General features: G+C 46.2%; 18 protein-coding genes. 14 read left to right on the top strand and 4 right to left on the bottom strand.

Features of this window, described 5'->3' with window-relative positions:
• Nucleotides 1-78: 78 nt before the first annotated feature.
• Together DXD04_RS13090 and DXD04_RS13085 are read left to right on the top strand one after the other, a co-directional pair.
• Nucleotides 79-723, top strand: coding sequence for a MarC family protein (locus DXD04_RS13090; RefSeq protein ID WP_022052789.1), 645 nt, complete (start codon nucleotides 79-81; stop codon nucleotides 721-723).
• 167 nt (nucleotides 724-890) lie between these two features.
• Nucleotides 891-1,337: a hypothetical protein gene (locus DXD04_RS13085; protein ID WP_117673700.1), complete on the top strand. Its 447-nt coding sequence runs from the start codon at nucleotides 891-893 to the stop codon at nucleotides 1,335-1,337.
• A 74-nt stretch (nucleotides 1,338-1,411) separates the two neighbouring features.
• On the opposite strand, the gene DXD04_RS13080 is transcribed toward DXD04_RS13085, so the two are convergent.
• Both DXD04_RS13080 and DXD04_RS13075 read right to left on the bottom strand, forming a co-directional pair.
• A complete protein-coding gene (locus tag DXD04_RS13080) occupies nucleotides 1,412-2,716 on the bottom strand; it encodes a sensor histidine kinase (protein WP_117673699.1) in 1,305 nt (434 codons plus the stop codon).
• Nucleotides 2,706-4,079 carry a sigma-54-dependent transcriptional regulator gene (locus DXD04_RS13075; protein ID WP_117673698.1) on the bottom strand — a complete coding sequence of 458 codons (1,374 nt, stop codon included), beginning with the start codon at nucleotides 4,077-4,079 and terminating at the stop codon, nucleotides 2,706-2,708. Before DXD04_RS13075 ends, DXD04_RS13080 begins: the two co-directional genes overlap by 11 nt.
• A 212-nt stretch (nucleotides 4,080-4,291) precedes the next feature.
• On the opposite strand from DXD04_RS13075, the gene DXD04_RS13070 reads away from it, so the two are divergent.
• From DXD04_RS13070 to DXD04_RS13050, 5 genes are read left to right on the top strand one after another with little or no spacing between them, the layout of a single operon-like run.
• Complete coding sequence (locus DXD04_RS13070; protein WP_117673697.1) at nucleotides 4,292-5,662, top strand: TolC family protein; 1,371 nt, start codon at nucleotides 4,292-4,294, stop codon at nucleotides 5,660-5,662.
• Between the two features lie 25 nt (nucleotides 5,663-5,687).
• Nucleotides 5,688-6,938: an efflux RND transporter periplasmic adaptor subunit gene (locus DXD04_RS13065; RefSeq protein WP_117673706.1), complete on the top strand. Its 1,251-nt coding sequence runs from the start codon at nucleotides 5,688-5,690 to the stop codon at nucleotides 6,936-6,938.
• Nucleotides 6,939-6,951: 13 nt separating this feature from the next.
• Complete coding sequence (locus tag DXD04_RS13060; protein ID WP_117673696.1) at nucleotides 6,952-7,578, top strand: GIN domain-containing protein; 627 nt, start codon at nucleotides 6,952-6,954, stop codon at nucleotides 7,576-7,578.
• A gap of 35 nt (nucleotides 7,579-7,613) precedes the next feature.
• Entirely contained in the window at nucleotides 7,614-9,974 is a 2,361-nt protein-coding gene (locus tag DXD04_RS13055) for an ABC transporter permease (protein ID WP_117673695.1), read from the top strand.
• A gap of 22 nt (nucleotides 9,975-9,996) precedes the next feature.
• Entirely contained in the window at nucleotides 9,997-12,363 is a 2,367-nt protein-coding gene (locus DXD04_RS13050; RefSeq protein ID WP_259299559.1) for an FtsX-like permease family protein, read from the top strand.
• Between the two features lie 72 nt (nucleotides 12,364-12,435).
• Here the strand turns inward: DXD04_RS13050 and DXD04_RS13045 are convergent, their stop codons facing one another.
• Nucleotides 12,436-13,008 (bottom strand): superoxide dismutase, encoded by a 573-nt coding sequence (locus DXD04_RS13045; RefSeq protein ID WP_117673694.1) that lies wholly within the window; start codon nucleotides 13,006-13,008, stop codon nucleotides 12,436-12,438.
• Nucleotides 13,009-13,218: 210 nt separating this feature from the next.
• Between DXD04_RS13045 and glmS the strand changes: the two genes are divergently transcribed.
• The 4 genes from glmS (at nucleotide 13,219) to DXD04_RS13025 (ending at nucleotide 18,137) form a co-directional block, all read left to right on the top strand.
• Nucleotides 13,219-15,063 (top strand): glutamine--fructose-6-phosphate transaminase (isomerizing), encoded by a 1,845-nt coding sequence (glmS, locus tag DXD04_RS13040; protein ID WP_117673693.1) that lies wholly within the window; start codon nucleotides 13,219-13,221, stop codon nucleotides 15,061-15,063.
• A 221-nt stretch (nucleotides 15,064-15,284) separates the two neighbouring features.
• Nucleotides 15,285-16,052 carry a DUF1295 domain-containing protein gene (locus DXD04_RS13035; RefSeq protein WP_117673692.1) on the top strand — a complete coding sequence of 256 codons (768 nt, stop codon included), beginning with the start codon at nucleotides 15,285-15,287 and terminating at the stop codon, nucleotides 16,050-16,052.
• Nucleotides 16,053-16,066: 14 nt separating this feature from the next.
• Nucleotides 16,067-17,290 (top strand): NADH:flavin oxidoreductase, encoded by a 1,224-nt coding sequence (locus DXD04_RS13030; protein ID WP_117673691.1) that lies wholly within the window; start codon nucleotides 16,067-16,069, stop codon nucleotides 17,288-17,290.
• A gap of 1 nt (nucleotide 17,291) precedes the next feature.
• On the top strand, nucleotides 17,292-18,137 hold the full coding sequence (locus DXD04_RS13025) for an SDR family oxidoreductase (RefSeq protein WP_117673690.1): 846 nt from the start codon (nucleotides 17,292-17,294) through the stop codon (nucleotides 18,135-18,137).
• A 68-nt stretch (nucleotides 18,138-18,205) separates the two neighbouring features.
• Here DXD04_RS13025 and DXD04_RS13020 read toward each other — a convergent pair whose 3' ends face one another.
• Nucleotides 18,206-19,105 carry a diaminopimelate dehydrogenase gene (locus tag DXD04_RS13020; protein ID WP_117673704.1) on the bottom strand — a complete coding sequence of 300 codons (900 nt, stop codon included), beginning with the start codon at nucleotides 19,103-19,105 and terminating at the stop codon, nucleotides 18,206-18,208.
• A 171-nt stretch (nucleotides 19,106-19,276) separates the two neighbouring features.
• Here DXD04_RS13020 and ruvA point away from each other — a divergent pair, with 171 nt between their 5' ends.
• From ruvA to DXD04_RS13005, 3 genes are all read left to right on the top strand, one after another.
• On the top strand, nucleotides 19,277-19,873 hold the full coding sequence (gene ruvA, locus DXD04_RS13015; protein WP_117673689.1) for a Holliday junction branch migration protein RuvA: 597 nt from the start codon (nucleotides 19,277-19,279) through the stop codon (nucleotides 19,871-19,873).
• 228 nt (nucleotides 19,874-20,101) lie between these two features.
• Nucleotides 20,102-20,929 carry a prolipoprotein diacylglyceryl transferase gene (lgt, locus tag DXD04_RS13010; protein WP_117673688.1) on the top strand — a complete coding sequence of 276 codons (828 nt, stop codon included), beginning with the start codon at nucleotides 20,102-20,104 and terminating at the stop codon, nucleotides 20,927-20,929.
• A gap of 228 nt (nucleotides 20,930-21,157) precedes the next feature.
• Entirely contained in the window at nucleotides 21,158-24,256 is a 3,099-nt protein-coding gene (locus DXD04_RS13005; RefSeq protein WP_407438680.1) for a SusC/RagA family TonB-linked outer membrane protein, read from the top strand.
• Nucleotides 24,257-24,265: the final 9 nt, after the last annotated feature.

Raw genomic sequence — 24,265 nt, 5'->3', positions numbered from 1 at the left:
AGAAATGCTTCAGGGTTTTTTGTATCCATAACCCAGATTTTATTGTATCTTTGTTTTAGGTTTTAAAATATATATTTTATGGATACAATCTTACCTTATGCACTGTTGTGCTTCACTTCCTTTTTTACGTTGACCAACCCCTTGGGTACAATGCCGGTCTTTTTGACAATGACGAATGGGCTGGAAGAAAAGGAGCGACAGCATATTGTGAAAAGAGCTACAATCATTTCTTTTATTATATTGATTGCATTTACATTTTGCGGGCAGTTCTTGTTTAAGTTTTTCGGAATATCTACCAATGGATTTCGTATTGCAGCAGGTATTATCATTCTGAAGATTGGTTACGATATGTTGCAGGCACGTTATACCAATACGAAGCTGAAAGACGAGGAAATCAAAGCTTATGCAAATGATATTTCAATCACACCACTTTCTATTCCGATGCTGTGTGGACCGGGCGCTATTGCCAATGGCATTATCATGATGGATGATGCTCATACGTGGAGCTTGAAAGTTACTCTTGTTTCCGTGATAGCTTTGGTGTATATACTTACTTATATTATTCTACGTTTATCTACGAAACTGGTTCGCATTATTGGGGAAACAGGTAATAATGTGATGATGCGTCTGATGGGGTTGATTCTGATGGTAATTGCAGTGGAATGCTTTGTCGGAGGAATGCGTCCGATTTTGATTGATATCATTCAAGGAAGCCGTTTGTAGATAATAATTTATTATAATTTGTATTTTGAGTATATCAAATCATAATTAATGTGTATTTATTGCTAATATTCTGTTATTCGCTTGGTTTGACCGGATTAAATTGTTACATTTAATTCGAGAAAGGATTTTCAGTACCTTCTTTTTATTAACTTTTAAAATTTGATTTTATGAAAGTGCTATTAGTCGGTCTGGAACGTGTCGGAAAGCTGTTCTCAATGGAGTCTCTTTTTAAGAAGAAACTCACCGAAGCTGACATGACCGATGTGGAGGTGGTAACAGCTGAGATGACAGAATTTGGTTCTCCGGGAGGGAGAAAGTTGGAACGGAGCATGAACGAAGCTTTACGTGATGAAGCCGACTTCGTAGTAGTAATGGAGCCGTGGCAGAAAGATTTGCTGACTCGCTTTATGGATTATCGTAATTGGCACAAAATTCATTTGTTTGCAGATATCTGCAAACGCAAGTCTAAAGCCGATATGCCCTCATGTGATGTGGATTTTGGTTATAGGAATGGCAATGAGGAAATGAATGACGGATGTCGGAACTTATTGGAAGGTTTGAAAATGCTTTTGAGAAAACGTGAGTCGGATTCTTCCGGCTTAGCAATGGTTTAAAAATACCGTTAGTTGTTATGATTCAATTTGTGTAGAGAAGCCCTGAATGACTGTAGTTCGGGGCTTCTCTGCGTTTAAAAGAATTCTAGTACGAAGGTAGTATTCCATCCGTTAGTTTCTGCTTTCAGCAGGCTGATACTGCCGTTGGAAAGCTTCATAATCTGTCGGGAAAGAGAGAGACCGATTCCGCTACCTTCTTTTTTAGTGGTAAAGAACGGTACAAAGATTTCTTCTGCTTCCTTTTCAGGGATGGCAGGACCGTCGTTGCTGACATAGACTAAGATATGTTCTTCCTTGGTGGAATAGGCTCGTATGTGGATTTTTCCTTTATTTTCTCCAATAGCTTGTGTGGCATTTTTGAGAAGATTGATAAGTACCTGGCGAATCAGGTTAGGGTCGGCATACAGCATCAGGTCGTCCGGCTCAATCTGGAGAGTCAGCTGAATGTGCGAGGGGATTAAGTGAATGCTTTTTACCTGCAAAAGGATTTCTTTCAGATAGAACGGCTCTGGTGAAGGTTTCTGAAGTGCAGAAAACTTCCGGTAACTGTCTACAAAGGAAATAAGTCCGGTAGAGGTTTCATGAATGGCACGGATACCTTCGTAAATCGGACTATCAATTACATCTTTTCGTAGCAGGAAGGTTTCACTCAAAGAAGAAATCGGAGCGATGGAGTTCATGATTTCGTGTGTTAGTACCCTGGTCAGTTTTATCCATGATTCAAGCTCCTTCGTGTCCATTTCGTTACGAATATCGTTCAGGGTAAGAATCTTTACTGTATTTCCTCCTAATTCCATAATGGAAGCACGCACTAACAGTTGGATTTCCCCTTTGGAGGTAGCATATTGCAGGTTGCACCGTTCACCGGCAGGAAGCGAACTGAGTAATTCAGGTATGTCATTCCCATAACGCTCCAGTTGTTGCAGGGTACCGAGGGCCGGTAGTCCTAACAGCCTTGTGGCAGCCGGATTGCTTTGTATGATTTTATTTTGCTCGTCCAATACGATGATGCCGGAACTGATGCCCGAGAGAACCTGTTCATAAAACCGTTCCCATTGTTCCATCAATTGTTTCTGCTCGCCCATCATGGCACCGAACTCGTTGAGCGCATTTTGCAGAATACGTTCTCCTCCGATGAAGCCATGCGTAGGAAGGCGGAAAGAATAATCTCTGTTGCGGATAGCTTCCAGCATCAGCCAGCTTTTTTCGCGCAACTGTTTCTGGCTGGCATAAAACAGATAGATGGCTAAAGCAATCAGAAAACCTCCTATCCAGAGCCATTCGTTCTCATTCTGGCTGATACCGAGTGTCAGCAATACGGTACCTCCTGTGAGGAATGCGAGCCATGCCAGCGGAGAAGATAACCATTTAGATGCCATGACGTTTCATCTTGTTGTAAAGTGTCTGCCGCGTAATGCCCAATTGTGCCGCTGCCTGTGACAAATTACCATCGCATTGTTCGATGGCTTTCTTGACGAGATTCTTCTCCATCTCGTCCAAGGTTTGCAGCGGAGTGTCTTCTTTACTTTCTTCGTGTGTGGCCGGAGCATCCTGTCCCGAAACTTCTGCCAGTTGCAGATTTTCAGCTTTCAACAGATTTCCATCTGAAAGGATGACCGCCTTTTCAATGGTATGCTGTAGCTCACGGATATTTCCATACCAGGGATAATTCAGCAGGCGTTGTTCTGCATCGGCACTGAAGCCGGTCAGTGTGCGCAGGTATTGCTGATTATATTGCTCTAAGAAACGTTGTGCCAGAGGAAGGATATCTTCTTTCCGTTCCCGAAGAGCCGGAATGTGCAAATGAATGGTGTTGATGCGATACAGCAGGTCTTCACGGAACTCTCCGTTGTGTACCATTTCATCTAGGTTGCGGTTCGTGGCACAAATCAGCCGGATATTGGTAGGTTGGGGAGTATTGCTTCCCACCTTGATAAAATAGCGCTTCTGAATCACCGTCAACAGTTTGGCTTGCAGATGATAGGGCAGGTTGGCAATCTCATCGAGAAACAAGGTTCCGCCATCAGCAGCTTCAAAACGTCCTACCCGGTCGGTGTGTGCATCGGTAAACGAACCTTTTACATGACCGAACAATTCGCTTTCAAACAGTGATTCGGTAATAGCTCCCATATCGACGGCTACCATTGGACCGTTGCGGCGGGGAGACAGCCGGTGAATTTCTCGTGCCAGCATATCTTTTCCCGTACCGTTTTCTCCGGTAATCAGGATATTGGCATCGGTCGTGCTGACCTTCTCAACCAACAATCGTAGCGGACGGATGACGGAAGAATTTCCCCAGTACATACTCGATTTTTCCGTCGGTTGTGAGGCCTGCTTTCCTTTCTTTTCGTTTCCACGGGCTTTGGCATAGGCTTCTTGCAGAGTCTGTACCAGTTTGGCATTATCCCAAGGCTTTACGATGAAGTCGGTCGCTCCATCCTTCAGTCCCGTTACCGCTAAGTTGATGTCGGCGTAGGCAGTGAACAATACCACTTGAATCTGTGGACGCAACCGTTTGATTTCGCGCAACCAGTAAAGTCCCTCATTCCCGCTGTTGATACCGGAAGAAAAGTTCATGTCCAGCAACACCACATCAATCGCTTCCCGCTGTAGCAGGGAAGGAATGGTTACGGGAGAATTCAGGGTGATTACTTGCTGGAAATATTCTTCCAGAAGATATTGCAGTGAAGTAAGTATGTTGCGGTTGTCATCTACAACGAGTAAAGTTCCTTGTTTTGCCATCTGTGATTGAGATTTTGCGACAAAAATAGGAATTTTCAAGGCATAGCCCTCAAAAATGTCTAAAAAATATGTACAGTGACAAAAAATTAGACACTCATTGTCAAAAAATTAGACACTTGAGGTTCTGTGTAATATTATATCTCGTTGAAAATGAATGAAATAAAACTTTGGCACGGTATTTGAATGCTCTTTTGCGGATAAAATAAAACAATATGAATAAAAAGAATCTATTACGCATGACGATTTGCTTCTTTTCCGGTTGGATGGGGCTGGAAGCTGCGGCACAGGAGATATGGGACGTAGACCGTTGTATGAACTACGCCGTACAGCACAACCGTACCGTCCGGCAGCGGGAACTGGAAGCAGACAATGCAAGATTGGATCGCATGAAGGCTATCGGTAGTTTCTTGCCTGGGGTAACTGCTAGTACCAGCGTACAATATAATTTCGGTCGTTCGGTCGATCCGGAAACCAATACCTACAACACCTTGTCTACTTTCAACAACGGTTATTCCATGGAAGCTTCCATGCCCATTTTCCGTGGTGGGGGACTGGTGAACGAGGTGCGTCGGGCAAAGGCTGCCTGGCTGATGGGAAAAGCTGCCTGGCAGGAAGCTAAAGACAATACAGCGTTAGAGACTTTTCAGGTTTATATTGATGCCCTGTATTGCTACGGCACGATGCGACTGGCCCGCAAGAAATTGCAGGAAAGTGATTCGCTGCTGTACAAGACACGTCGTCAGGAGGAATTAGGCTTGAAAGGCTTGTCGGATGTAGCCCAGATGGAAGCCCAGCAGGCTACGGACAGTTACAACCTAACCCACCAGAAGAACTTGTATGAAACAGCCTTGCTGACATTGAAACAGAAAATGAATTTCCCGGCAGAAGATACTTTACAGTTGGACACTGCCGTACTCGATACACAGACACTTCAATATATTCAGTTAACTCAGGAGCGTGCGGACGATGTGTTCCGTATCGCACTGAATGTCAATCCTACCCTGCAGCAAGCTGCATTGAATACGAAAGTAGCCGATATGCGCCGTAAAATTTCATGGGCCAATGTGGTACCGTCCATCACGTTGTTCGGTGGAATTTCCAGTTCCTATTATAAGGAACTTCATTCTACGGCTTATCCTGATTTCCGTACCCAGTTCAATAATAACTTCGGTTCCTACGTGGGCATCAGCATGAGTATTCCTATTTTCAACCGGCTTTCGGGAGTGACCAGCATGCGGCAGGCAAAAAACAATTACCGCATTGCTTGTGAACAATATGAATCGCAGAAAGAAGAATTGCAGAAATTGGTGCTTCAGGCCGTACAGGACCGGGAAGGCTACCTGAAGGAGAGCATACAGATGGAAAAGAAAGTCAGTTCCGACTCGCTGGCTTATCATGTCACCCGGCGCAAGTACGAAGAAGGCCTGATGACCTCACTCGATGTACAGAACAATGCAGTCACCTTGCTCGAAAGCGAGACCTTGCTGCTGCAAAGCAAACTGACCTACCTGATGAAATGCCGTCTGGTAGACTATTACAAGGGAGAAGAAATCATTCGCGGGTTTGATGCCGCAGACAAATAAATAGAAATTGAAAAAAGAAGATATTATGGATATACAGTTAGAAAAGAAAAAAGGAATCCAGAAGAAACATCTTCCTTATATTGGGGGAGGAGCCGTTATTCTTCTGCTGTTGGGCTGGATTATTTTCGGCAACCATGCTTCTACATTGAAAGTCGACGGTAAATCGCTGAACATTGCCGACGTGACTTATGGAAAGTTCAATGACTATATCCGTGTGAACGGGCAGGTGCAGCCTATTTCCGTGGTACAACTTAGTCCCGAAGAGGGAGGTATCGTGCAGGAAAAGGTGGTGGAAGAAGGAGCTCACGTGAAGAAAGGCGACGTGATTCTTCGTCTCAGTAACTCCAACCTGGATTTGCAGATTCTGAATGCGGAGTCTGAACTGGCTGAAAAGCAGAACTTGCTCCGCAATACACAGGTCACCATGCAACAGGACAAGTTGAACAACGAAACCGAGAAAGTACAGCTCGACATTGATACGCGCCGCAAACAGCGTACGTTCCAGCAGTACCAGCGTCTGTACAAGGAACGTCTTATCAGCCGCGAAGAATATCTTCAAGCCAAGGAAGATTATGAAGTGGCCCAAAAGAAGCATAAACTGATTACGGAACGTCTGGTGCAGGACTCCATTTACCGTAACATTCAGATGGATCAGATGGAAGATAACTTGCAGAACATGCGCAAGAATGTCTTGCTGATTCGCGAACGGAAGGATAAACTGGAGGTACGGGCTACGATTGACGGAGAATTAGGATTGCTGGATGCAGAATTAGGACAGAATATCAACGCCGGACAGATGGTGGGACAGATTAATGATTTGTCGGACTTCAAAATCGAGGCCATGATTGACGAGCACTACATCGACCGTGTGACTAACGGGCTGCCCGCTACTTTTGAACGTCAGGGTTCTTCGTTTAACTTAAAGGTGCGCAAGGTGTATCCGGAAGTGCGTGAGGGACGTTTCCGTACGGATTTCATCTTTCAGGGCAACCGTCCGGAGAACATCCGTAGCGGACAGACCTACTACATCGACCTGCAGCTGGGTGAGCCTACCGAAAGCGTGCTGATTCCGAAGGGTACCTTCTTCCAAGTGACCGGAGGAAACTGGATTTTCGTGGTCGACAAGGATGGGAAGAAGGCCTATCGTCGTAAAATCCGCATCGGACGTCAGAATCCGCAGTATTATGAGGTGCTGGAAGGACTGGAAAAAGGCGAACGCGTCATCGTTTCAGGTTATGAGAGTTATAAAGATAATGAAGTATTGGTGTTAAACTAAAAAATAAATTGTGATGAAAAAGATAGTACGTATATTGGCAGGTTTGGTAATGGGTTTGATGTGTGTAAACTGTGCCAGTGCAAGAAGTGGTAACGAAGAAAAAGTAAGTGAAACCCGCAGTGTGAATCCTTTCCATTCCATTGAAGTGGAGAGTGTGGCCAGTGTGTATTTTACTCAGTCGGATACCTATTCTCTTCGTGTAGAGGGAGAAAAGAAATGGGTAGACCAGACAAAGTGTACGGTGAAAGACGGAGTATTGCTGATTGCGTGGGCTGAGAAAGGAAAGAAAACTACCCGAAACGTGAACGGACTCTCTATTTACATCAGTGCACCCGATTTGCAGAAAGTAGCTTTTGAAGGTGTTGGTTCATTCAATTGCAAGTCCCGCCTGAACCTGAAGGATGTGAAGTTTGATGTGGAAGGCGTGGGCAGTCTGCACGTGGCCGATTTGCATGCCCGGAATGTGCAAGTCAGTCTGGAAGGTGTAGGAAGCGGTGAACTGGCCGTAGATTGCGAACACCTGGATGCCAGCATAGAAGGTGTCGGTAGTCTCACTTTAAGTGGAAAAGCTAAATCGGCTCAAATCTCCAAAGACGGAATCGGTAGCGTTTCTACCCGGAGGTTGAAAGTCGGTGAATAAATTTCGTAATTGCAGTATAAAAACACTTACCACTCATGAACACACTTTTTAGAAATTTCTCGCATACCTTCCGGCGTTTCTTTACGGCCAGCGTATTGAATCTGTTAGGATTGAGTATTGCCTTTGCGGCCTGTTTCGTCATTCTGACGCAGGTGGACTACGACTATAACTACAACAAAGCCTATCCGGCACACGATCGTATTTACCGGGTAGAAGTGGATGCAGGCGGAGATTACGGCTGGCAAATCTGGCTGGCTCGTCCTTTCTGTGAGCTGGTGGGAGCTTCTTCTCCACACATACAGGCCATTTCAGTTACTTCATTGTCAAACTCTCTCAATGATTTTGAGGTAGACGAACACATTTACTCTGAACCTTGGTTTACGGGATTTGGTGATTACCTGGAGGTATTTCAGCCTACTATGGTGTGCGGTACAACCGCCTCCCTCAATGAACCCGGCCATGCCCTGATTTCCGCATCCATGGCCCGTCGCTTTTTCGGTACCACGGATGCCATTGGCAAGACCATCTACGTAGACCGTAAATCTCGTAACCAGCCGTTGGTGGTAGGAGGAGTTTATCAGGACATGCCGGAAAACTCCCAGTTAGGAAACTGTGTTTTTTCCTCCTACTCCCCGAACCTGAACAAAGATTCCTGGAGAAACTGGAATTATGCCTTGTATATCCGGCTTGACAGTCCAGCTTCATTGACCGATGTGGAGCGGTCGGTCATCGAAAGCTGCAAGCTGAATATTCCAAGAGACCTGATTAGCGGAGAGGGAGAGGAAGACTGGGAGAATTTCATTCATTTTACACCGCTGGACGAAGTGCACTATTCTACGGTGGGCAACAAGGCGGCTACCAGCAAGGCCGCCGTGTACCTGCTGCTGTGTGTATCGGTGCTGATTCTGCTTACAGCAGCAGTCAACTACATGAACTTCTCGCTGGCAGAAACTCCCATGCGGTTACGTTCCATCAATACCCAAAAGGTGTTGGGGGCTTCCACTTTCTCCTTGCGGATGTATCTGCTGTTAGAATCCGTATTGGTTTGTGTGTGTGGCTTCCTGTTGTCCTTGCTCTGGCTCTATCTGTTGCAAGACACCTCCCTGAATACCTTGGTGGCATCAGACCTCTCTTTGATGAATCATCCGAACCTACTGATAGCTTTGGGCGGAATGGCCGTGTGCATGGGCTTGCTGGCTGGAGCCTATCCTTCTTACTACGTCACCTCTTTTCCGCCGGCACTGGTACTGAAAGGCTCGTTCGGTCTTTCCCCGAAAGGAAAGATGCTGCGTACGTTTCTGGTTTGTTTCCAGTTCTTTGTCTCTTTCATGCTGATTATCTCCGTGGGCATCATGTACCTGCAGAGCCGTTATATTCAGCAGAGCGACTATGGCTATGACAAGGAGGTCGTACTGGTGGGAGCGATTCCTTATGAATATCTCGATCGCAGGGAAGCGATTGTCAGTGAATTGTCCGGACTTTCGGGTATAGAAGGTATTTCGATTTCCCAGTTCGTTTTAAGTTCAGCCGATAATTACATGTCGTGGGGAAGAGGAGAAGGAGAACATCACATACAGTTGGTCTGTTTTCCGGTAGATTACCGCTACTTATCTGTGCTTGGCATCAAGATTACTGAGGGGAGGAACTTTAAACCGGGCGACGGAGATGTGTATATTTTCAACGAAGCAGCCCAGAAGAAATATTCCTGGATGAAGGTGGACGAACCCGCTACTCCTGGTGACTATCCTGTGGTCGGATTCTGTGAGAATATTCGTTTCAGCAGTTTTCGCAACAACGATGCCGTAGAGCCGATGGCTTTCTTTATTTACGGAAAAGATTATGCAAATTGGGATGCCAACAATATCTTGAACATCCGGGTGGCTGCGGGAGTAGACAAAGTGGACATGCTTCACCGCTTGGCTGAGGCAACAGAAAAGATGGCACCGGGCCGTGATTTCAGATTCCGTTTCATGGATGAGGTGATTGACCAGAACTATCGTCGGGAGTTGCGTTTTACTCGTCAAATTCTGTTGTTCTCCCTGATAGCTATTGTCCTCAGTATGATTGGTGTGTTCGGACTGACCTTATTTGAAAGCGAATACCGCCGGAAGGAGATTGGTATCCGGAAAATCATGGGAAGTTCCACTGGTGAGATTCTCTATATGTTTACCAAGCGTTATTTTGTCATGCTGGTGGTCTGCTTCGTACTGGCAGTTCCCTTTGGTTGGTGGATAGGGCACGACTGGCTGGAAAGCTTCTCCGACAAGACGCCTATCCGTGCCTGGGTATTTGTGGCCTCCTTCCTGCTGGTCAGTCTCATTACGGTACTGACAGTGACATTCCAGTGCTGGAAGAATGCCAATGAAAACCCTGTACGGAGTATTAAGACGGAATAAACACATAAAACTATAAAATACGATGAAAGGACTGAAAACTTATTTTACCTATCTTCACCGCAACAAGCTGTTTACATTGGTCAACGTGGCAGGACTGGGCATCTCTCTGATGTTTGTGCTGCTCATTGCCAATATGGTGGTGCGGCAGCTCACTGTGGGCAGCGATATAAAGGACATCGAGCATATTTATGTGTTGTCGAACGAGGAATATAGCGCCAGCAATTACCTGGTGGGTGAACGGCTGGCCAACCGTTATCCGGAAATGGCCGACTGGTGCGCTGTGAATGCTGAAGCTTGTAACTCGGGGAGTTATGCGGTAATAGAAAACCGGAAAACCAGCCTCGAAATATATTGTGTGAAAGATAATTTCCTCCGTTTCTTTGGCTATTCGCTGTTGTCGGGAAATCCGGAACAGGCACTGGTCGATGCACATAGCATCGTGCTGACCGAATCGGCTGCCCGTAAACTGTTTGGGGATGAACCTGCGGAAGGCAAGATGCTTCGTTTGTCTGCAGACAAGAAGGAGATGTACACAGTGACAGGCATCATAAAAGATTTTGAGAATTCCGTCATCCCCGATGAGGTAGAAGCCATTGTACCGTTCGATTATGTTGATTTTGTGAACTGGGGAAGCAGCATGCACAATCCGGATATGAACAACATGGGAGGAACGGCGATACTGGTCCGTTTTCCTCAAGGTGTCAATCCCGACCAGAAAGCTGCCGACATGCTGTCTTTTCTCAAAACCTTTTCCTGGGGGTATCAGCATGACTTGTTCCGCGAGGCATTCTGGATGCCGTTGAAAGACGTATGTTTCTCCGAAATAATGAGCCCTCAGTTGCGTCAATACAATCCGGTAAAAGTATGGATATTCTTAGTGGCAGGTATTCTGATTCTGCTGATGGCTATATTCAATTACGTCAGCATGTGCGTGGCACAAGTAAGCTACCGTGCCAAGGAAATGGCTACCCGTCGGTTGCTGGGCTCTTCCGCACGGAGCATCTTTTGGCGCTTGTTGGGAGAGTCGGCCTTGTTTACCACAGGAGCCTTTCTGCTGGCTTTGCTGTTGGCTAAGGCAGTGGAACCGACTGTCTGTGACCTGCTACAGACACGATTGGACATTTGGGACGACTTGAACGCCATTACTTTGCTAATCTATCTGATAGGCATTGTCTTGCTTTCCTTGCTGGCCGGAGTGGTACCTGCCGTTCTGCTTTCTCACTACCATCCATTAGATGTGGTGAAAGGCACTTTCCGACGGAAAACCAAGGCGGTGTACCTTCGGGCACTGTATGTGGTGCAGAGCGGACTCACCGTAGCCATGCTGACTTGTACCCTCTATCTGTCCGCACAAATCTACCGGATTCTGCGTGAACCGTTGGGCTATACATACGGTCATGTACTCGACTATCCTGCCATGACAGTCGGTTCTTCCGAAAAAATACGTCTTTTCCGTGACGAAGCCCGCAAGAAGCCTTTTGTAAGGAATGTCTGCTTGACCGCCGGTACGCCTGTAAACCGGGGAAACAACAATACCACCCAGCTTTACGATAGTAACGGGATACCTCAAAATGTCAGTTTTCAGGTATTCCGTACCGATTCGGCCTTTTTGGACATCTTTCACATCCAGGTGTTCGATGATAGGAAACTTCCACGGAAATGGGGGAACATGTATTTCTCCGAAAGTACGTTCGATTCTTTGCAGCTGGATTACGCGCGTACGGCAGAATTGCGGAATGAATATGGCCGCCAGTATGCTGTAGGCGGACGGTATGCCGACATCAAATTCGGTTCCATTCTCCTTCCGCAGTCACCCACCATGATTTCAGTAGAGCATCCGGACAAAGTAAGGCCCTGGAACGTGCTGGTAGAAACCATTGAAGGCGACCAGGCAGCATATAAGAGAGAACTTGATGCCTTGTTTTCGGAAGTGGTGGAGGGTATTCCCTTTGAATCCAAATGGTATGCCGATGAAATCAAGGAAGTCTACAAAGATTTGTTGCATATGCGTACTACTATTGTAGCCTTTACGTGTGCGGCCCTGTTGATTTCCCTGTTGGGACTGACTGCCATGAGCATTTATTTCATCAGCCAGCGCAAGCGCGACATGGCCATCCGAAAGGTTTTTGGTTCCAGTGCAGGTATGGAACGGGCACGACTGCTTCGTTTCTCCTTGCTGTCTTTGCTGGCAGGTATGCTGCTGGCCGTTCCTTTGGCATGGTTCGGCGTACAGCAGATAGACGGTATCCTGCACTATTCACCCATGGCGATGTGGGGCGTGTTTGGCGTCGCCTTTCTGTTGGTAGCCTTGATTTCTTTAGGCTCCGTGTGTCTCATCAGTTGGGGAGCCGTTCGTGAAAATCCGGTGAATCACATTAAGACGGAATAATTTTTCATAGTGTGTAAAAACAGATAAAACAATCGGGACCTCCGCTCATTTGCCGAGGCCCCGATTTATATTTTAGAGACGGGCAGCTACTTTCTGCCAGTCCACCAGTGTCCAGAATGCTTCGATGAAGGCCGCCCGGCGGTTGCGGTAGTCAATGTAGTACGCATGTTCCCACACGTCGATAACCAGTAACGGTTTTAGTCCCTTCTTGAGCGGATTTCCGGCATTCGATTCGCTGACGATGGACAAATGTCCGTCTTTGTCACTCACCAGCCAAGTCCATCCCGAACCGAATAGTGTGGTGGCTGCCTGTGTAAACTTCTCTTTGAAAGTTTCTACCGAACCGAAATCGCGAGTCAACGCATCTGCTAAAGGTTGAGGTATTTCCGGCTGCTGAGGAGTCAGTGTATCAAAGAAGAACGTATGGTTCCAGGTCTGGGCTGCATTGTTAAACATCGGCCCTTCCGCTTCCAGCAAGATTTGCTCCAGCGTTTTTTCTTCGTAAGGCGTACCGGCAATCAATTTGTTCAGGTTGTCTATGTACGTTTGCAAATGTTTTCCGTAATGATATTCCAGTGTTTCTTTGCTCATTTTCGGAGCCAGTGCTTCCAGTTGATAAGGAAGTTCAGGAAGTAAATGTTTCATTTTTTTCTTGATTTAAAGTTGATAAATTTCAATTCTGTTTCTATATAAACAAACAAATCGTTCGTAAAGTTGAAACTGCGGTACTAATTTAATATAAAAATCGGTGTTTTCATAGAAAATCTCTCCCTAAATTCCCTCTATATTGTGAGAAATCGTAATTTCGCTGACAGATTAGGTAGATTTCTATAATATTTTAAGGTTAAAAGTAACATGTGTGGAATTGTAGGATATATCGGAAAGCGAAAGGCTTGGCCGATATTGGTAGAAGGCCTGAAGCGCCTGGAGTATCGCGGATATGATAGTGCCGGAGCGGCCTTGATGAGCGACACTCATCAGTTGAATGTGTATAAGTCTGTGGGAAAAGTAGCCGATTTGGAACGGACAGCCGAAGGGCAGGATGTGTCCGGCTGTGTGGGAATCGCCCATACGCGTTGGGCCACCCATGGAGAGCCCAGTACGGTAAATGCCCATCCGCATTGCAGCCAGAACGGTGATCTGGCACTGGTACACAACGGGATTATCGAAAATTATGCTGTGCTGAAAGAAAAGCTGCAGGCCAAGGGCTGCACCTTCAAGAGCAGTACCGATACGGAAGTGCTGGTGCAGTTGATTGGCTACATCCAGCAGCAAGGAAATTTGGACTTGCTGACCGCCGTTCAGTTAGCTTTGCGGGAAGTCATCGGTGCTTATGCCATTGCAGTGGTCGACCGTAAGCATCCCGACGAGATTATTGCTGCCCGCAAGAGTAGTCCGTTAGTTGTCGGAGTAGGCGAGGGAGAGTTCTTCTTAGCTTCCGATGCTACTCCTATGGTGACTTACACCAATCAGGTGGTGTATCTCTCTGACGGAGAAATAGCCGTACTGCGGGCAGATGCTCCCTTGAAGATTGTCGACCTGAATAATGTAGAGTGTCCGCATGAGGCACAGACTGTAGCCCTTAATATCGGGCAGCTGGAAAAAGGAGGTTTCCCCCACTTCATGCTGAAAGAAATCTTCGACCAGCCCGACTGCATCAGCGACTGTATGCGTGGGCGCGTGAATACGGACACTTGTACGGTCACCCTTTCCGCTGTGTCCAATTACAAGGAACAACTGTTGCGTGCCGGACGCTTTATTATCGTAGCCTGCGGTACTTCGTGGCATGCCGGACTTATCGGCAAGCAACTGATTGAAAGCTTCTGCCGCATTCCGGTGGAAGTGGAATACGCTTCCGAGTTCCGTTACCGCAATCCGGTGATTCATCCTGATGACGTAGTGATTGCTATCTCCCAAAGCGGAGAAACTGCCGACACATTAGCTGCCATTGAACTGGCCAAGTCGCAGGGAGCCTTTATCTATGGCATCTGTAACGTCATCGGTTCTTCCATTGCCCGTGCTACGGATACCGGTTCCTGTATCCATGTGGGTCCCGAAATCGGAGTGGCTTCTACGAAAGCCTTTACCGGACAGGTTACCGTGCTCACCCTGCTGGCTTTGGCATTGGGGCGAGAAAAAGGTACACTTTCGGAAGAAGAGTATCATCGGATAGTGAAAGAACTGGTCGCCGTCCCTGAAAAGATGCGGACCGTCTTGAAGCAGCATTTGTTCATCGCCGATTTCTCAAAGATGTTTACCTACGCCCGCAACTTCATTTATTTAGGTCGGGGATACGCCTTTCCGATTGCCTTGGAAGGAGCCTTGAAGCTGAAAGAAATTTCGTACATCCATGCCGAAGGTTATCCGGCTGCCGAGATGAAGCACGGTCCCATCGCCCTGATTGATGCCGAAATGCCGGTGGTCATCGTGGCCACACAGTCGCCTTTGTACGAAAAAGTGCTGAGCAACATTCAGGAAATCAAGGCCCGAAAAGGAAGAGTCGTGGCCGTAGTGACCGAAGGAGACACGGTTATCCGTAACTTGGCTGATTACAGCATCGAACTTCCGGCTACACTGGAATGTCTGAATCCGTTAGTAGCTTCTATTCCGTTGCAGTTGCTGGCTTACCACATTGCGGTATGCCGTGGAATGGATGTCGACCAGCCACGCAATCTGGCTAAGTCTGTAACGGTGGAATGACGTAAGTTTTTCACAGATACACTTAAATCCCTGTATTTCTGACGCCTTTGGTGAGAAATGCAGGGATTTTTACTCTTTACTGTTTTAGATTTGAAAACGTAGTGTTGAAAAAGAGAAAACCGTAAGTAATTCATAATTAATGGTTGATAAGTAAGAAGAAAGCGTGCTGTTTTTCCTCTTTACAGATATTTTCTGTATCTTCAAAGGCAAAACCGCATGCTATGAATTACGAAACTTATCAAATCATGCTATATGTCCTGTCCTTTCTGGCAGTGATAGTCTTTATAGCACTTTATTTTGTGAAGGCCGGGTACGGCATGTTTCGTACCCGCTCGTGGGGATGGTCTGTGCCGAACAAAGTAGGCTGGGTACTGATGGAAGCTCCTTCATTTGTGGCAATGGGGCTTTGGGCGTGGAAGGCAGGAGTAGAGGCGTATACTCCGCAGGTCATATTCGTAGGATTGTTCATGCTACATTATTTCCAACGTTCGTTTGTCTTTCCATTACTGATGAAAGGGAAGAGCCGGATGCCGCTGGCTATCATGGCGATGGGGATACTTTTCAATGTAATCAATGCGACCTTGTTGGCAGCCAGCTTTTTCAGTTGTGCTTTGCCGGGAATGTACGAACCGGCCACCTTTTGGATAAATCCTTTACCTTGGGTAGGAGCCGCGATATTTTTCATAGGAATGGCCATTAATCTGCATGCAGACCATGTAATACGGAATTTACGGAAGCCGGGAGATACGCGTCATTACCTGCCGGAGAAAGGTTTTTATCGCTATGTGACTTCTGCCAATTACTTTGGGGAGCTGGTGGAATGGACTGGATTTGCCTTACTGACGGCTTCTCCTGCGGCCTGGGTGTTTGTGTGGTGGACAGCTGCCAACTTGGTGCCGCGTGCCGATGCCATTTACAAACGCTATTGTGAGGAGTTCGGAAAACAGGCGGTAGGCAGCAGAAAAAGAATTATACCTTATATATATTAGGGAAAGGAGGAAAGATGGATTCACTTTTATTTACTCCGGTCACTTTGGGGCCGCTGACACTGCGCAACCGTAGCATTCGTTCAGCCGCATTTGAAAGCATGTGTCCGGGAAATGTGCCTTCACCGCAATTGCTGGATTATCATCGCTCGGTGGCTGCCGGTGGAGTGGGGATGACTACGGTGGCGTATGCAGCCGTGACGCGTAGTGGACTTTCATTCGACCGGCAGTTGTGGATGAGGCCGGAGATTGTGCCGGGGCTGCGTGAGCTGACGGATGCGGTGCATGCCGAAGGGGCTGCAGCAAGCATTCAACTGGGGCATTGTGGTAATATGTCGCATAAGAGTATTTGCGGATGCCTTCCGGTAGGAGCAAGCAGCGGATTCAATTTGTATTCACCTACTTTTGTGCGTGGGTTGCGTGCCGATGAATTGCCGGAAATGGCGAAGGCTTACGGACGGTCTGTGTGTTTGGCGCGTGAAGCAGGATTCGATGCGGTGGAAATACATGCCGGGCATGGATACCTGATTAGTCAGTTTCTTTCCCCTTCTACCAATCACCGGAAGGATGAATTTGGCGGAACGTTAGCGAACCGTATGCGTTTCATGGAGATGGTGATGGAGGAAGTGATGAAAGCAGCGGGAAATGACATGGCTGTACTCGTGAAAATGAATATGCGCGATGGTTTTCGGGGAGGTATGGAATTGGATGAGTCGTTACAAGTGGCACGGAAACTGCAGGAATTGGGAGCACATGCGCTGGTGCTGAGCGGCGGATTTGTCAGTAAGGCACCAATGTATGTGATGCGGGGGGAGATGCCTATCCGAACCATGACACACTACATGACCTGCTGGTGGCTAAAGTATGGCGTACGACTGGTAGGTAAATACATGATACCCTCTGTGCCTTTCCGTGAGGCTTATTTCCTGGAAGATGCCTTGAAGTTTCGTGAGGCACTGGACATACCGTTGGTGTATGTGGGAGGTCTGGTGTCGCGACAGAAAATAGAGGAGGTATTGAGCCATGGTTTTGAAGCGGTACAGATGGGGCGTGCGCTGCTGAATGAGCCCGATTTTGTGAATCGTATGCGACGTGAGGAGAATGCACGGTGCAATTGTCGTCACAGTAATTATTGCATTGCCCGTATGTACACGTTGGACATGGCTTGTCATCAGCATTTGCAGGAGGAACTGCCGCCTTGTCTGAAGAAAGAAATCGAACGAATTGAAAGCAAGGGATGAGATGAAGCGTAAATTAGCAGTGATTACAGGTGCCGACGGAGGAATGGGAACAGAGATTACCCGTGCGGTGGCGTTGGCTGGTTATCGGGTGATAATGGCCTGCTGTAACAAGGAAAAGGCTGAGGCTAAGAGAGAGTGGCTGGTGAAGGAAACGGGGAATCCGGAGGTGGAGGTCATGTATATTGATTTGGCTTCGTTGGCTTCTGTGGCTGACTTTGCGGAGCGACTCTGTGCCCGTGGGGAGAGACTGGCATTGCTGATGAACAATGCCGGGACGATGGAAACCGGTCGCAGACTGACGGAGGATGGACTGGAACGTACGGTGAGTGTGAATTATGTGGGGCCTTATCTGTTGACACGCAGGTTGCTTCCACTAATGGGAGAGGGGAGCAGAGTAGTCAACATGGTGTCGTGTACGTATGCAATCGGCCGGCTGGATTTCCCGGATTTTTTCTTGCGCGGAAAGAAGGGGAGTTTCTGGCGAATTCCGGTTTATAGCAATACGAAATTAGCTTTGACACTTTTTACGCTTGAATTGGCAGCTCGTGTGAAGGAGAGAGGAATTGTGGTGAATGCGGCTGATCCGGGCATTGTTTCGACGGATATTATCACCATGCACATGTGGTTTGATCCTTTGACGGATATTTTCTTCCGGCCGTTTATCCGGACACCTCGTCAAGGGGCAGCCACGGCCATCGGTTTGCTGCTGGATGAAGAGGCAGGCAAGCGTACCGGTACATTGAATGTAAGCGGACATGCTGTAAGGTTATCCGGGAAGTATCTTCCTCATGTGCAACAGCGGGAACTGTGGGAGCGTACGGAGGAGATTGTGAAGAAATGGTTATAAGATGTATAAATGAAAACGGGCCGGCTTATCTGTGTGACAAGTCGGCCCGTAGCGTTAAAGATTATGTATTATACCAAGTGAGCAATCAGTTCTTCACGGTCGCCTGCTAACAGGTCGATAACCGGAACTTCAATCATGGTGTAGCATCCCGGTTGCTGCTTCATAGAAGCACGAGCTACACAAACCAGTACCTGAGCTGTCAGAGCCGGGTTGTTGATCTTCATGTCAAATTCGAAGAGCTGGTTGTGAGTCTTACCTGATACACCTTTGCGAACCAGGTTTACACCGTGACCTACATCGTTCAGGTCGTCTACGCAAGGAACCTGGATAACGTGTGTTTCATCGTTTACAAAATAGGGGTCAGCTTTGATAGCTGCTTCTACTGTCTTGAAATCTGCACCTTCTTCCAGTTCTACATATACCATACGGCGGTGAATACCTGTTCCCACCGGAATAGTCATAGACAATGCATCTTTTACTCCGGCAATGGCGCGAACGGCTACAGAGTGTCCCATGCTGCGGCCCGGACCGAAGTTAGTGTAAGTGATTCCTTTCGGAGCGATGGCTTCCAGCAGCGTACGTACTACAGAGTCGCTTCCCGGATCCCATCCGGCAGAAATGATGGCTACTGCGTTGTGAGCTTTTGCTGTTTCACCCAAAGAACGGCGCAGGCTGGTAATCTGAGTGTGGATGTCAAAGCTGTCTACCGTGTTGATTCCTAATGCGAGGATTTCTTTTGCATATTGTTCTACGCTGCGGGTCGGAGTTGCCAAAATAGCTACATCTACATCTTTCAGTTCGCGAATATCTTTTACTACAGGATAATCGGCCAGTTCTGCAGGTTTGTTTTCTGCTCCATTACGGCGTACGATACCTGCTACTTCAAAATCAGGAGCTGCTTCAAGTGCTTCCAGTGTGAATTTTCCGATGTTTCCGTAACCTACTACGGCTGCTCTAATCTTTTTCATATTTCTTATTTGTTTTAAGTTGTTTCGTTTTAGTTGGCGCAAAAATACAGAATTAGAATCATTCCAAACAAGCAATAAAGCCACGAATTCCAAAAAAATCTGGCTGAACTTACAATTTATAACTTTCTTATCGTTATTTTTGTTCTCCATTTTATAAATTGTTAGAAAAACATGATTGAATATATCAAAGGAGAACTTGTGGATGCTACTCCGGCGTGGGTGGTTGTAGAGTGTAATGGATTAGGATATGGAATTAATGTGTCGTTGAATACTTACTCTGCCGTACAGGGAAAAAAGGAGGTCAAACTCTATATATATGAGGCCATCCGTGAAGATGCGTATGTGTTATACGGATTTGCCACTCGTCAGGAGAGGGAATTGTTTTTGTTGCTTATCAGTGTATCGGGCATTGGAGGAAATACAGCACGTATGATTTTGTCGGCACTTTCTCCTTCGGAATTGTGTAACGTGATTGGCAGTGGAAACGACAAGCTGCTGAAGACCGTGAAGGGGATTGGCTTGAAAACTGCCCAGCGTATCATTGTGGAGCTGAAAGATAAGATTGCAGTGACAGGTATAGAGAGTGCGGCAACCGTCAAATCGGTGGCTGTAGCTGCCAATACGGAAATATATGAAGAGGCAGTGGCTGCATTGGCCATGTTGGGATTTGCACAGGCGCCTTCTCAAAAGGTGACCGCGCAGATTCTTAAAGAGGAACCGGATGCGCCTGTGGAAAAAGTGATCAAGCTTGCTTTAAAGCGACTTTAAATCAGAATTTTATCGTTTGCCAGTACTTCCTTGGCAGTACTGTAGTACTTTCCTGGCAGTATTGGAGTACTCCCACGGAAGTACTGAAGTACTGCTTAGGGAGTACTGAGCGGTGGGGTTGGTCTTCGCGTGAAAGGGCGCCGCACCCTCAAAGAGTGTTTCTTCTGTTTTGAAGCAATGCATTTTTTTTGTTCCTTTGTGAAGTTTATTGATTAAAAATTAAGTAGCATGACATTTGCAAGCATTGTATGGGATGTGGATCCGGTGCTGGTTCATTTGGGTTCGCTCGAAATCCGTTGGTACGGGCTGATGTGGGGGCTGGGATTTATTTTGGCTTACGAAATGGTCTCCCGTTTGTTTAAGAAGGAAGGGTATCCGGAAAACTGGGCTGACAAACTGTTTGTATATTGTATTGTCAGCAGTGTAATTGGAGCTCGTCTGGGGCACTGCCTGTTTTATGAATGGGATTATTATGGAGCGCATCCGGCAGAAATCCTGAAAATTTGGAAAGGCGGACTGGCCAGTCACGGAGGTGTATTTGCCTTGATACTGGCTTTAATCTGGTATTCTAAGACAGTGACGAAAAAAAGCGTGTGGTGGTTGTTCGACCGTATGATACCTGCCGTAGCGGTGGTTTGTATGTGTATCCGTTTCGGTAACCTGATGAACTCCGAGATTTTCGGTTATCCTACAACTTTACCCTGGGGATTTGAGTTTGTCCGCTCGCGTGAATGGCAGGAATTATACAATCAGAATGGAGTGGCACAGGCTTGTCATCCTACCCAGATTTATGAAATGCTTTATTGTCTGGTGGCACTGGTCGTATCGTGGTTCATGTATCACAAGCTTCATCTAGGAAAACGAATCGGACTGACTACGGGCGTTTCTTTGCTAATCTTTTTTGGTGCCCGTTTCGGATTGGAATTCATGAAGAATCCGCAGGTAGCTGAAGAAGTAGGCATGACGTTGAACATCGGACAATGGCTGAGTGTACCATTGATATTGTTAGGTATATATCTGATTGCAACCAGCGGAAAAAGGAAAGAAGCCTTTTGAATCGGAATTTGTTAAGAGTTTGAAATGTAATATCTTATAAATGTTTCCTCTTGTTGTACTTTTGTTTCTTTGTAACAAAAATGCAACGGGAGGAAACATTTTTTTTATATCCTTGGGCTTGTGCACAATACATTTGCGATGTCGTTCCTTAGCGAAGTGATTGTTATGAGAACGTACATACGTGTTTTAATTATGTTGAACTTATTTTTAATGCAAACAATGGAAAGCATGAAAAGAACATTTTTTCTTACATGTCTGTTTCTGATGACATGTTTGATGATGCAGGCACAAAACTTGCAGGTGTCTGGTACTGTTGTTTCCAAATCCGATGGGCTGCCTGTTATTGGAGCAACAGTGCTGGAATTGGGAACAACGAATGGTACAATTACTGATTTTGACGGTAAGTTTTCTTTATCGGTGAAGAAAGGGGCTGAGGTTGTAATTTCTTACGTAGGTTTTAAGTCCCAGACATTAAAAGCCAATGGAGTTTTGAATGTAGTGCTGGAAGAAGACTCTGAAATGTTGGAAGAAGTAGTTGTGACTGGGTATACAACTCAGCGTAAGGCTGATTTGACAGGTGCTGTTTCTATGGTAAGTATGGATGACATTTCGAAACAGAACGAAAACAATCCGATGAAAGCTTTGCAGGGACGTGTGCCGGGTATGAACATTACTTCTGACGGTAATCCTAGTGGTTCTACAACAATCCGTATCCGGGGTATCGGAACCTTGAATAACAATGATCCTCTTTATATTATTGATGGTGTACCGACAAAGGGAGGTATGCATGAATTGAATGGCAATGATATTGAGTCGATTCAGGTGCTGAAAGATGCGGCATCGGCTTCTATTTATGGTTCTCGTGCGGCCAATGGAGTAATTATTATTACTACAAAAAAGGGAAAAGAGGGGCAGTTGAAAATTAATTTTGATGCGTCAGTTTCTGCTTCTATGTATAATAATAAGATGGAAGTGCTGAACGCGGAAGAATATGGCAGGGCGATGTGGCAGGCATACGTCAATGGTGGTCAAGATCCTAATACAAATGCTTTGGGGTATAGATATGATTGGGGATATGATGCTAATGGTTATCCGCAATTGAATGGTATCAGCATGTCGCGTTTCCTTGATTCCGGCAATACGGTTCCTTCTGCCGATACGGACTGGTTTGACGAGACTACCCGTACTGGTGTGATTCAGCAATACAATGTTTCTGTTAGTAACGGTTCAGAGAAAGGAACTTCTTTTTTCTCTTTAGGATATTACAAGAATAAAGGTATTATCAACGAGAGTGATTTCGAACGTTTTTCCGCACGTATGAATTCAGAGTATCATTTGATTGATAAGATTCTGACAGTAGGGGAGCATTTCACATTAAATCGTACATCTGAGGTTCAGGCTCCTGGTGGTTTCTTGCAGAATGTGCTTCAGTTCAATCCTTCTTTGCCTGTATATGATGTGAATGGCGAGTATGCGGGGCCTGTAGGGGGGTATCCAGACCGTGAGAATCCGGTGGCACGTCTGGAACGCAATTCTAATAACCGTTATACGTACTGGCGTATGTTTGGTGACGCATACATTAATCTGAATCCATTCAAAGGATTCAACATCCGTTCTACTTTCGGACTGGACTATTCTCAGAAACAGCAACGTATCTTTACGTTTCCGGTGACGGAAGGTAATGTGGCGAATGACAAGAATGCGGTGGAAGCCAAACAAGAACATTGGACAAAATGGATGTGGAATGCCATTGCCACATATAATCTGGAAATAGGAAAACACCGTGGCGATGCAATGGTTGGTATAGAGTTGAACCGTGAAGATGATAGCTGGTTCTCGGGCTATAAGGAAGAATTTACTATTTTGAATACAGATTTTATGTGGCCGGATGCAGGTGTGGGCACAGCTCAGGCATACGGTTCGGGTGAAGGATATTCGTTGGTGTCATTTTTCGGCAAGTTGAACTATACGTATGATGATAAATATCTGGCGTCTCTGACAATACGCCGTGACGGTTCTTCACGTTTCGGTAAAAACAACCGTTATGCGACATTCCCTTCAGTTTCTCTCGGATGGCGTCTCAGCCGTGAAAATTTCTTGAAAGATGTGTCTTGGCTTGATGATTTGAAAATCCGTGCTTCATGGGGACAGACTGGTAATCAGGAGATTTCTAATATCGCCCGTTACACGATTTATGTGCCTAATTACGGTGTGACTGAATCAGGAGGCCAAAGTTACGGAACCTCGTATGACATTGCCGGAACGAACGGAGGAAGCATTCTGCAATCCGGTTTCAAACGTAACCAGATTGGAAATGATGATATTAAATGGGAGACAACAACCCAGACTAATCTAGGTCTTGATTTCTCTTTCTTCAATCAGAGTTTATACGGATCGTTCGATTGGTATTGGAAAAAGACTACGGATATTCTTGTGCAGATGGCAGGTATTGCAGCCATGGGTGAGGGAAGTTCGCAATGGATTAATGCCGGAGAGATGGAGAACAAAGGGTTTGAACTGAATCTTGGTTACAGGAATACAACGGCTTTTGGCTTAAAATACGATTTGAACGCGAACATTTCTGCCTATCGTAACAAGATAACGGCTCTTCCCGCCACGGTTGCAGCAAACGGAACCTTCGGTGGTAATGGGGTTGAAAGTGTAATCGGCCATCCGAACGGCTCGCAAGTGGGTTATGTGGCCGACGGAATATTTAAATCGCAAGAAGAGATTGACAATCATGCTACTCAGGAAGGTGCCGGATTGGGACGTATCCGTTGGCGTGACCTCGACGGGAATGGGGTGATTAATGAAAAAGACCAGCAATGGATTTATGACCCGACTCCAGCTTTCAGCTATGGGCTTAACGTTTATCTCGAATACAAGAATTTCGATCTGACCATGTTCTGGCAGGGTGTGCAGGGAGTGGACGTTATCAGTGATTTGAAAAAAGAAACCGATTTGTGGAGTGGATTGAATATCGGTTTCCTGAATAAAGGTAAACGTGTGCTTGAGGCCTGGTCTCCCACAAATCCTGATTCAGATATTCCGGCTTTGTCCCGTGACGATGTGAACAACGAAAAGCGTGTTTCCACCTATTTTGTGGAGAATGGTTCGTTCTTGAAACTACGTAATATCCAGCTGGGATATAACGTACCTCAGGCATGGGCTCAGAAGATGAAGATGGAGCGGCTGCGCTTGTATGTAAGTGCACAGAATGTGCTAACGATTAAGAGTAAAGAATTTACCGGTGTCGATCCGGAGAATCCTAATTACGGCTATCCGATTCCGTTAAACGTGACTTTTGGTGTGAATGTCAGTTTTTAATGAATGAAT

Source organism: Phocaeicola plebeius (assembly GCF_003437535.1).
Taxonomy (GTDB): domain Bacteria; phylum Bacteroidota; class Bacteroidia; order Bacteroidales; family Bacteroidaceae; genus Phocaeicola; species Phocaeicola plebeius_A.
This window is presented reverse-complemented; position numbering and strand designations above follow the sequence as displayed.